At 36.8% G+C, this 10,536-nt stretch carries 8 protein-coding genes; all 8 read right to left on the reverse strand.

Going from position 1 to position 10,536, the window contains the following annotated elements; translation table 11 throughout:
• A partial coding sequence (locus RQ907_RS05485; RefSeq protein ID WP_311492375.1) for a 3'-5' exonuclease occupies nt 1-1,730 on the reverse strand: 1,730 nt, incomplete at its 3' end.
• The gene (locus tag RQ907_RS05490; protein WP_311492376.1) at nt 1,723-4,761 is read right to left on the reverse strand and encodes an AAA family ATPase; all 3,039 of its coding nucleotides are present in this window, start codon (nt 4,759-4,761) and stop codon (nt 1,723-1,725) included. The genes RQ907_RS05485 and RQ907_RS05490, both read right to left, overlap by 8 nt.
• Nucleotides 4,751-5,872 carry an exonuclease SbcCD subunit D gene (locus tag RQ907_RS05495; protein ID WP_311492377.1) on the reverse strand — a complete coding sequence of 374 codons (1,122 nt, stop codon included), beginning with the start codon at nt 5,870-5,872 and terminating at the stop codon, nt 4,751-4,753. The genes RQ907_RS05490 and RQ907_RS05495 overlap by 11 nt, the downstream gene beginning before the upstream one ends.
• Complete coding sequence (yaaA, locus tag RQ907_RS05500) at nt 5,872-6,597, reverse strand: peroxide stress protein YaaA (protein WP_311492378.1); 726 nt, start codon at nt 6,595-6,597, stop codon at nt 5,872-5,874. Before yaaA ends, RQ907_RS05495 begins: the two co-directional genes overlap by 1 nt.
• Before the next feature lie 76 nt (nt 6,598-6,673).
• Nucleotides 6,674-7,528 (reverse strand): GIY-YIG nuclease family protein, encoded by an 855-nt coding sequence (locus tag RQ907_RS05505; protein WP_311492379.1) that lies wholly within the window; start codon nt 7,526-7,528, stop codon nt 6,674-6,676.
• 247 nt (nt 7,529-7,775) lie between these two features.
• Entirely contained in the window at nt 7,776-8,591 is an 816-nt protein-coding gene (locus RQ907_RS05510; RefSeq protein WP_311492380.1) for a metal ABC transporter permease, read from the reverse strand.
• Nucleotides 8,585-9,244, reverse strand: coding sequence for a metal ABC transporter ATP-binding protein (locus RQ907_RS05515; RefSeq protein ID WP_311492381.1), 660 nt, complete (start codon nt 9,242-9,244; stop codon nt 8,585-8,587). The genes RQ907_RS05510 and RQ907_RS05515 overlap by 7 nt, the downstream gene beginning before the upstream one ends.
• Nucleotides 9,245-9,251: 7 nt before the next feature.
• Nucleotides 9,252-10,376, reverse strand: coding sequence for a metal ABC transporter solute-binding protein, Zn/Mn family (locus RQ907_RS05520; RefSeq protein ID WP_311492382.1), 1,125 nt, complete (start codon nt 10,374-10,376; stop codon nt 9,252-9,254).
• Between the last annotated feature and the right edge of the window lie 160 nt (nt 10,377-10,536).

A 10,536-nucleotide genomic window follows, 5' to 3' on the forward strand; every position in this document is an offset into this window, starting at 1 on the left:
ACCCTATCCCTAGCAAAGTCTGTAACTATCAAATGGTCTTTAGATGGCGGAATTAACCCAATTTGTACGTCTTTAGCTACAGATTCAATCAGACTATAAATCCTAGCTAGGGGCAGACTTCTCTCGCCCATTATGAGTACTAACTGGTCTAAGATTGCCACAAACTCATCCCAAATCTGTTCATTTTCCTTGTAATCATCAAGGGCTGCATTTTCCAAAAGCTTTGCTTGAAAATCATTGATTCCTGCTTTAATATCAGGATCTGAAACCATCTTAAAAATCCTTGTCGCAAGATCTTTTATGGTAAGATTTTTCTTGTCAAGGCCCTTACTTAGCTTTAGAATCTTTGCCCTAACTTGGTTTATAAGGTCGTATTCTTGGCGTTTATTAGCAATTTTGGCATCCTTTTTTGGGTCATTTGCCAGATTTTTTTCGTAAAAGTCTTCGTCCATGGCAAAGTACTTGTCATTTTCAAACATGGACCCCTTGATTTTTCTGTAGGTTAAGAAATTTATAAGGGCGTTGGCATCCTCATCCGAAATCCCAATCAATTTTGAATTTAGGATATAAAACAAGTCTTCAGTCCTAAAATTATTTACCCTAAGCCTTAAAAGAGCCAAAAAAGTCTTGATTATATGGTTATCTGCCATCTTCCTTCTCTTGTCAAGAAAGATTGGAATTTCATACCTAGAGAAGGTTTTTATCAGCTCATTTTCATATTGGTCTGCGTCTGTCAAATAAATCGCCATATCCTTATAGCGGAGGTCTGGCTTGGTCTTTATGATTTTATTTATCAAAAGCGCCATATTAACAAGTTCAGACTTAGTTGAAATCGACTCGTAGAGTTTGATATTTGTAGGATTTTCCCTATAAGGGTCTGGCTTGTAATTTTCAAAATTTTTCCTTAAGTGGTCAAGGTCAGCTTGCCTAGAATTGGCTTTTAAAGTTATGACCTCACTTGCAAAATCCTGCCTAAATAAGTCAAAAGTCCTAGCCGAACTATCAAAAATTTCAGGTCTAATAAGAGGATTTGCCAGAAATTTTGGGTCTATATTTAGGGCAATATTTAGGTCAAGGCCCCTATCATCTAGGGCAGAAATTAAGTCGAGTTTTCTTTCCTCAAAAAAATCAAACTTGTCTATAAAGATTTCATAAGCATCGAGAAAGTCAGTCTTTCCAAGCTTTTCTGCCACAAAGGAGAGGAGGTCTTCCTTGTCCAAATATTTGCCCTCAATTTCTTTTTGGTAGGTTGCTAAAATCAGCCTTATTTCCTCAAATTTTATTTTTGAAATCTCAGAAACATCGCTTCCTGCCACTTCCTTAAAAAAATCCTCGTCAAACTTATTGTCCTTAAAACTTGAGATTAAGCCAACAAGTGAATTAATAAAGTCTATATTTTGGTAGGAATTTTTAAATAAATCTAGGTCATCCTTGAGGTCTTGGAGGATATTTGTCAAAAGCAAAACCTTGCCTTCCTTATCTAAAAATTCGACTTTGCCCCTGGTAAAATTATCCATAAAAAAGCTAGCAAAGGATGAAAAAGAAAGGACCTTGGCGTCCATGACAGCCCTGTATTTTATAGACTTTAGGAAATTTATATCAGTCTCCAAGGTGTATTGCTCAGGCACTATAAGGATGGATTTTTTCCCTGAATCAAGCCTTTCTTCGATTTTTTTATAAAGGTAGAGGCTAGCATTTTCTGCCGACTCTGAAATTATTAACCTAATCATCTACAATCTCCAAACTTGACCCCCTACTTGGGTCGTAAGTTATTAAAATTTTCGCTTCTATGGCCTCTTTTAGGTCGTCAACATGGGAAATCAGACCAACAAACCTGTTTTCCTTGGAAAGTTTTTCTATAGTTTCGATGGCATTTGCCAGAAATTCCTTGGAAAGAGTCCCAAATCCTTCGTCGATAAAGAGGGTATCTATCCTAATTCCCCCATTTTCCGCCCCAATTTCATCAGAAAGGCCCAGGGCGAGGGAAAGACTTGCAAGGAAATTTTCCCCACCTGACAGGGTTGAGGCTGGCCTTTTTTTGCCGGTGTTGGAGTCCAAAATTTCTATATCTAAACCCATCTTTGACCTACCGTCACTTGCTTCGGTCTTTCTAACCATTGAAAATTGCCCATCTGTCATTTGGTTAAACCTGATGTTGGCAAAATTTAGGACCCTGTCAAAATAAACCGAAAGGATAAAGGTCTCAAAATCAAGTTTTTCAAGGCCTTTTACCCCAGCGCTGACCCCGTTAGCAAGGTCTGATAGGTTTGAAATAAGCTGGGCAGTTTTGGATAGGGTCAAGTAAAATTCGTGGATTTTTTTAATTTTTTCCCCGTCTTTTTTGATCAAATCAACTTTAGTCGAGGTTTTTATTTTCTCCTCATCTAAAATTTTGATTTCTCTTTCGATTTCTCTTAAATTTTCCTCAAATTTCCCTAAGTCACAAGGCTTTTTCTCCTTAAAGTCTATGAAATTTTCCCTGGTGGTTTTCTCCCTGGCAAGGTCTGCAAAATAGGTTTCTATAAGTTCTTTTTTCTCCTTTACTTCCCCTTCCCTTGCCAAATAAGTTTTATAAACTTCTGTATTTTCAAATTTCTCGTAAAGTTTTTTCTCAAAATCTTTTTGGTAATTTTTTAAATCATAAGTCGCCTTTTCTATATTTTCTATAAGGGAAGCTAGGGTTGACTTTTCCTTTGAAATGGCTAAACTTAGGTCTTGGTGAGTCTTCTCCTTTTCCTTAATAAAAGAATCTAGGCTCATAATTTCATCTTCCAAATACTTTTTCTCTTCAAAAAGCTTCGCCCTATCAAGGCCAGCCATAGCCTTTTCTCCTGCAAGGTATTTTATCTTTAGGTCTGCCAAATTTTTGAGCTTGTCAGCAAGGCCTTCGCAAATTTTTTCCTTTTGGTCCCTAGCTTTTTTTAGGTCCACACCCCTTTTCCCGATTTCATTTATGGCCTCGGTCGCATCCTTTATTTTTGCCTTAGTTTTAGTGGCCATGTCCTCGTAGGACTCCAACAAATCCTTGTTATCAGCAATTATTTTTTCAATTTCATTTAAGGTTGAAACTGTGCTAAGGTCTTTGAGATTTTTTTCGTAAATGGCCTTGGTCCTTGCCAAAGCAATTTTCAAATCACCTAGGTCTTTGCTTATTTTTTCCAAATCAAGGTCGGAAACAGCAAGTTTTTCCTTGTGTCCCTGGTGGGACTTGCCACAAACAGGACAAAGGCCCTCGGTATTTAACCTATCAATTAGCTTATTTATCTCCAAATGTTCTCGGTCTTCGTCTGCCCTAGCCTTAAGTTTTTCCGCCTCTTCTAGGTCTTTACCTAAACTAAGCAGTTTTTCCTCATAAGCCTTGTTTTCCTTGATTTTTTGGTAATCTTTGTCCAAATTCCCAAGCCTGGTTTTAATTTCTGAAATCTTTTCCTTGTTGGCAAAATCTTCTTCCTTGAGACTTGCCAAGTCTTTGGACTTTTGATCGTAAAGATTTCTCAAAGCCTCGAGGTCTTTTTCGTCACTTTTTAGGGCTTCTTGGTATTTTTCCAAATCCTTGTCCAAATCTTTTATAGACTCGTAAGATTTTTTAACCTCCAAAAAGTCCTCAAAATCAGCTATTTCCTTGACTTTCTTAGAGTAAGCTATCTTTGCCTGGTCAAGTTTTTCCTTAAGGGCAGGAAGTTTATCGACTTCTTTTTCAATTTCAGCTAATGTTTGTTTTTTTTCTGCCAAATTCTTTTCAATTCCCAGCTTATTTTCCTCAAAATCCCTAAGGTCAGCCTTGGTTTTTTCAAGCCTGTCTTCGTAAATTTTTATGGAAAGGGCATAAGAAATTAAATCCAAATTTTTTTTGACCTGGGTATTTTTGTCAAAATCCACCAACAAGGTCTGGTAGGCTTCCTCAGCCTTCTTGTATTTTTCAATATTTTCATTGAGGGCCTTGGCCTTTTCTAAATCAGAGATTAAATTTTTTTCATTTTTCTCAAGCTTGGCCAAGGATTTTAAAATTTCTTTCAAAAATCCATCCTGGTCACTTTCGCTTTGGGAAATTATTTTAAGAATATTTTCAAAATCACGTCTTAAAATAAGGTCTTGGCTGATTTTCCCCTCTAAAAGCTCATTATCGGTAAGGATATTTCCTAGATCCTTATCGACCTGGACCAGGAGCTTTTTGTTATCATTTGCCCTCTTTTTGAGTTCGTCCTGGATTGCCCTAAGGGAATCAGTCTTGAAAATATCTGACAAAAGCGCTGCCTTTTCATCCGATTTTGAAATCAAAAATTTCTGAAATTGGCCCTGGGCGAGGAGCATTACCTTGGAAAACTGGTTTTTATCAAGACCTACTAGTTCCTTAATCTTGTCATCAGCCTCCCTTAATTTGTCAGCCAGGAGGATTTTCTCCCCTGTTATATCGTAAAGTTCAACCCTGTGGCCGATATTTTTAGGATTCTTGATTTCTACAGCCCTCTGACTTGGAACCCTGATAATTTTATAGGTTTTCTTCCCCAGGCCAAATTCCAAGTCCACATAGGTAAAGTCGTCTGCTTCAGAAAGGTAGTCGCTCCTTAAATCTTCCATGCCAATCTCCCTTGGTACTTCCCCGTAAAGGGCAAAGGAAATGGCGTCAAAAATGGTGGTTTTACCTGATCCGGTTGGGCCCGATATCAAAAATATTTTCTTGTCAAAAAGTCTGGTAAAGTCTATTTCAATCTCGTCCTTGTAGGTCAAAAATCCCCTTAATTTTACCTTCCTAACCCTCATTTATAGCCCCTATCACGTCTTCTAAGACGGTTTTTTCATCATCTGTCATCTCTCTTTTATCCTTGTAGGCGATAAAGTCCTCAAATAATTCCAAAGTCGATTTGTTTTCCACATCTATATCTATTTCCTTATTATCCATAGCAAAAACCGACCTGGATGAGTAATTTATAAGGACTGCATTGGGAAATTTCTTCTTAAATTTAGCCATGGCATTTTCGATTGTCGCCCCATCTTCGAGGATAAATTTGATATAGGCGTCACTTGCCGGTTCACTTATCAAATCATCAAAAAAACCAGTCCTCACTTCAAAATCTCTCAAAAGTTTGATTGGAATTTTCTCAATCTCTACACTTTCAGGACCCAAATTGACAATAGTTACCGATTTATTATTATCTTTTTTATCAAAAGAATAAGGCATAAAGGTGCCCGAATACCTGATTTTGGGGTCAAGAACATAATGGGCAGAGTGGAGGTGGCCCAAGGCCACATAGTCAAAATCCATAAAAAGCGAAGCATCCATACAGTCTGAACCCCCGATTGTGAGTGGTTTTTGCCCTTCATTGTAATCTTTTTCTAGGCTCTGGCTAAATTCTGTCGCATAGCAGTGGGTGATTAAAATATTCCTGTCTTCATATTTATAATCCTTAAGAGCCTCTCGGTATAAATCTGTAAAATCAGCGAGGTCTTCGCCAAAAATCACCCTAGCCTTGGCAAGAGACATAAAAGGCAAGAGGAAAAAATTAATTGGTCCGTACTCATCCTCCAAAGTCACGACTTCTTTTGTAAACTCGCCAGCCAGGTAATATTTGTTGGTCTTATAAAACCTCTTATTCACATCCAAACGCTTGGCAGAATCGTGATTGCCAGAAATTGCCAAAACAGGGATTTTTATATCAAAAATAATTTTTTCTATGAAATAATTATATAAATCAAGGGCATCAGCCGAAGCGACTGCTGTATCAAAAATATCTCCAGCAATCATTACAGCCTCGATTTTCCTATCCTCAATAAGGTCTAAAATCTGATCCAAAACGTATTTTTGGTCTTCAAGGAAGGAAAAATTTCCCAAAGATTTTCCAATATGGAGATCTGATAAGTGAAGGAGTTTCATTATTCATCTCCCTTTCTCACAAAGGTTAGGATATCTTTTGTCGAATTGTATGGGTCATAGGTGTAGCCATTGATATTTAGCTTTTTAATTTGGTCAACATCCTCGATTTTATTCGAAATAATTTCCTTAAGCATAGCACCCCTCGCCTGTTTTGTGTAGGAAACAATAGATTTTAATTTTCCACCGCGATTTTCCTTAAAATCCACAGTCAAAAACTTGTCGGAATCCTTAAGAAATGGACTGATAGTCTTGGTATATTCCTTGCTGGCAAGGTTTAAAACCAAATCTCCGTCCTCAAAAAGTTTTTTATACAAATCATCGCCCCAAAATTCGTAAAGGTCATACATAGTGTTGTCAAAATAAAGCCTATAGTCCCTAATCCCAGTCATTGGTTTTAAAAGTCCATAAAAGGCATCAAGAATGTAGACGTGGTCATTTAAATATTCAAGATCAGGAAAATCTTCCATGGAAAATTGCTTAAAAACCAAGCCATCAAAGGAAAAAAGTGCTGGATTTGGGAGATTGCCAAAGTCAAAATCCTGAAAATCATAGTAAGCCTTCTCAGTCAATTTGTCGTTGGTCCTATTAAGATTTCCCATCTCATTCATGGAAAGTTTCTTGAGTCTATCAAGCAAAATCCTAGTCTTTTCAGGAAACAAAAGCTCTTGTGTATTTATATTATCAAAATGTTTAAAACCCTTAGCCGGTGAAATAATAATCTTCATAAAAATCCTTTCTATATATGTAATATTATATCATACTAAGATATAAAAAATCCCAGTTAAATAACTGGGAAAATTTTTAATTACTATTGTATCCACTATTAATTGTATCAAAACATTTTTTCCAATATTGCTCTCTTTCAATTATTTTTTCTGGATCATAAGACCTGTTGTAGAATTCTATTAGGGTAAAGGTGAAATATTTTTCAAAGTATTTTTCCCCTTCTTTGTTCTTGAGGTCAATTAATTTTTTATTCCCACCATCTTTGCTTGAGAAATAATCTCCCCACCTTTGTCTTACACCTTCTATGCCAGTAGCGGAACCAATATAATGTTTACCTGTCTTTGTATCTGTCAAACAATAAACCCCACTTACCTTGCTTAGAGCTTCGTAGTATGAAGGTAATATTTCTCTCCTAAACATTCTGGCTAATTTTTCATATGTTAAATAAACTCTATCATATCCATCAAAAGTGTCTTCACTATAAAGGCATGATAAAATTTCCTTTACACTAATCTTTTCAATGTATGTACTTAGGTTAAAAGTATATCTTGAATATGCACTACCCTTTTTATAATTAATAACAAGTCTACCAAAAAATGGCTTGAACCTTTCTAAAATCTCTACTTTTGCCCAATCATCTTCTGGAACTTCTAGAACCTTACCAGCAGAAATAAATAACAATTCATCCCCACTTATCCTAGAAAAACTAAAAACCCATTGTCCTGGATAAAAATTTCTTTGACTAGTTCCATACCAACCCCAAAATGAACATTCTTTGCATGTTCCTTCTATCTTATCAGCATCATTTTGGCTAAGCCAATAGTCTAAAAATCTGTCTCCTTGTGTTCCATATGTCATATTAAATTCGATCTTGCTATTATCTATTTCTTCTTCTGTCAAATTAAAAATATCATTTAGTTTAAGTTCCATAACCTCTCCTTAAATCCCATATAAATTTTATTTCAAATTTCTACGATTAATATCTTTGGTTTTTAATTTCTCCTTTAGCTTTATCATCCAAAGTTTATTTTCAATTCTTTACAATATAAACTTATTAAATCCATATTTAACTCTGACTTATTTTATCCTAATTAATATTTCATGCTCTAACAATATTATAACAAATTTTGTATGCAAAAAATTGTATAGGCGAAAATTTCTCAAGCAAAAAGACCTCCTAGTTGGAGATCTTTTTTCTTATTTTTTCTCTTATTTTTTTACCTATCGCCACTATTAGCAAGGTTCCTATGGCTATCATTACTATGGAGCCTCCTGGTTTTAGGCCGTAGTAGAAGGATAGGGTGATGCCTATTAGCATAAAAACTACCGAAAATATTAGGGAGATTAGGTAGGTTTTTTTGTAGGAATCTGCTATTAGTAGGGCTGTGGCGACGGGGATTACCATTAAAGATGTAATCATGAGTGCCCCTACGATTTTGGCTGAAATAGCGATTGTGATGGCTGTTAGGAAGGTAAATACTCCGTTTACTATTCTTACCCTAACGCCTGCCAGCCTTGCCATTATCGGATTTATGGATATAAACAAGAGGGCATTGTAAAAGTAAAGCGACATTAGGACTACTAGGACAAAAATTATCCCTACTAGGATGACGTCCTCTCTTGAAACTGTTGTGATTGACCCAAAGAGGTAGGATTCAAAGCTCTTTCCTCCTGGGGAAAAGTCCGAAAGTATTGCCGCAAGGCCTATGCCAAAACTCATGATGATGGCTGTTGCCATATCGCCAAAGTCCTTAAATCTTTTCCTGATTATATCTATGGCAAAGGCACCTAAAACACAAAATACCAAGGATGTCCACATGGGATTTATAGCGAAAATCAGTCCCATGGCAATACCTGCCAATGAGGAGTGGGATAGGGCATCTCCTATCATGGATGTCTTCCTATTTATCATTACAAGGCCTATCATGGGGATGATGACTGCAAGCATTACGCCAACAGCTAGGGCCCTTTGCATAAAATCATAGCTTAGCATATGAGACCGTCCTTTAGTTTAAATACCTTGTCTACATAATCTCCAAGGATGTCCATTTCGTGGGTTATCATTAGGATTGATATTTTGTGGTGGCGATTTAGGTGGACTAAAAGATCAAGGAAGTCTTCCTTAGATTTTTGGTCAATGCCCACTGTGGGTTCGTCAAGGATTAATATGTCGGGATTATTTACCATAGCCCTAGCAATCATTACTCTTTGGGCTTGGCCACCAGATAAGTTGTTGACTGGCCTATCTATAAGGTCTTTTATTTTTAGGGTGGAAAAAGTGTTTTCAATTTTAGACTTAGATTTTTTTGTGATTGTATTAAAAATTGAAAATTCCTTATAGAGGTTTAGGCCAACATATTCCCTGGCTGATACCGGAAAGGCAACCTTGATGGCTTCATTTACTTGGGGCACATAGCCAACCTTGTCAAAATTTTTAAACTCTTCCATATCTATGCCAAAAAGTTTTATGCTTCCGGAATCTTTTTTCAACTCGCCAAGGATTAGCTTGATTAGGGTGGACTTGCCCGATCCATTTTCGCCGGATATCACCGCAAAGTCCCCCTGGTCAAGGTCTAAATTTATGCCTTTTAATATTAAATTTTCATTATAGCCAAATTTTAGGTTTTTTATCTCGATTTGCTTCATATATATATTATGCTAGAGACTTATATATATTTTCAAGGTTTTCCTTAATTATTTCTTGGATTGTTACTTCCTTGTCGATTTCTTCTTGGGTTGCAAATTCCATTGTTGAAAGTGGGGCAACTTCTGCTCCGATTTCTTCAGCTATGGTTTTTGCTGCCTTGTCGGAACCACCTTTTTCAAAGAAAACTGTTTTAATCTTGTCAGCCTTAGCTAAGTCTGTTACTTCCTTCATTACCTTAGCATCTGGGTCTGCTGTTGATGTTAGGCTTGCTAGAGGAATTTGTTCAAGACCAAAATCTCTTGCTACATAACCAAAGGCTTGGTGAGGAACGATGAATTTCTTGTTTGTTACTTTTTCAAATTTTTCCTTGTAATCTTTGATTATTTCGTCAAATTCTGCGGCAATTTTTTCGTAATTTTTTTCGTAATAATCTTTGTTAGCTGGGTCAATTTCTGCTAGTTTATCAGCAATTACCTTGGCTTGGGCCTTGGCATTTACAGGTGATAACCAAGTGTGTGGGTCATAGGCACCGTGATGGTGGTGATGGTGTTCTTCTTCGCCATCTTCATGGTCATGGTCGTCGTGGTCGGCATCTTCATGGTCGTGATCATGGTCATCATGGTCTGCATCTTCATGGTCGTGGTCATGGTCTGCGTCTTCATGGTCATGATCGTGGTCTGCTTCTTCATGGTCGTGGTCGTGGTCTGCTTCTTCATGGTCGTGGTCGTGGTCTTCGTGGTCAGCCTTAATTAAATCTAGGCCGGCACTTGTATCTACCATTTCTATTCCAACACTTCCTTCAACAGCATCCTTCCACTCTTCCATGCCAGCACCGTTCATAAAGATTAGCTTAGATTCGCCTAGCTCTGCGATTTCCTTAGCAGATGGTTCAAAGTCGTGGCTTTCTGTTGTAAGGGAATTAAAGGCCTTTACATCAAATTTATCGCCAGCTATTTGTTTGGTTAGGTTATAGATTGGGTAAAATGAAGCGTAAATCACCTTAGATTCTGCTTGCTTTTCTGTATTTTCTTCTTGTTTTGTTTCTGTCTTTGGACTTTCTTTAGCTTGGTTACCACAAGCAGTTACAGCAAGGGCAAGGGCTAAAGCCATAAATATATTTTTCTTTTTCATAAACTCTCCTTTTGCAAATCATTTGCAGTAAGTATTATATAGGTATTTTAATCTCTGTCAAATAAAGTATAATAAATTTAAGGAGGGAAAAATGCGATTAAACGACCTTTTAAAAGATAAAAACCTCAGAATCACCAAGCAGCGCAGGTTGATTTTAGAT

The sequence above is a fragment of the uncultured Anaerococcus sp. genome (assembly GCF_963510575.1).
Classification (GTDB): domain Bacteria; phylum Bacillota; class Clostridia; order Tissierellales; family Peptoniphilaceae; genus Anaerococcus.

What these genes read in the sequence shown, in the direction of transcription:
- RQ907_RS05490 (WP_311492376.1), bottom strand. Translation starts at nt 4,761, where the DNA reads ATGAGGGTTAGGAAGGTAAAATTAAGGGGATTTTTGACCTACAAGGAC.
- RQ907_RS05495 (WP_311492377.1), bottom strand. Translation starts at nt 5,872, where the DNA reads ATGAAACTCCTTCACTTATCAGATCTCCATATTGGAAAATCTTTGGGA.
- yaaA (WP_311492378.1), bottom strand. Translation starts at nt 6,597, where the DNA reads ATGAAGATTATTATTTCACCGGCTAAGGGTTTTAAACATTTTGATAAT.
- RQ907_RS05505 (WP_311492379.1), bottom strand. Translation starts at nt 7,528, where the DNA reads ATGGAACTTAAACTAAATGATATTTTTAATTTGACAGAAGAAGAAATA.
- RQ907_RS05510 (WP_311492380.1), bottom strand. Translation starts at nt 8,591, where the DNA reads ATGCTAAGCTATGATTTTATGCAAAGGGCCCTAGCTGTTGGCGTAATG.
- RQ907_RS05515 (WP_311492381.1), bottom strand. Translation starts at nt 9,244, where the DNA reads ATGAAGCAAATCGAGATAAAAAACCTAAAATTTGGCTATAATGAAAAT.
- RQ907_RS05520 (WP_311492382.1), bottom strand. Translation starts at nt 10,376, where the DNA reads ATGAAAAAGAAAAATATATTTATGGCTTTAGCCCTTGCCCTTGCTGTA.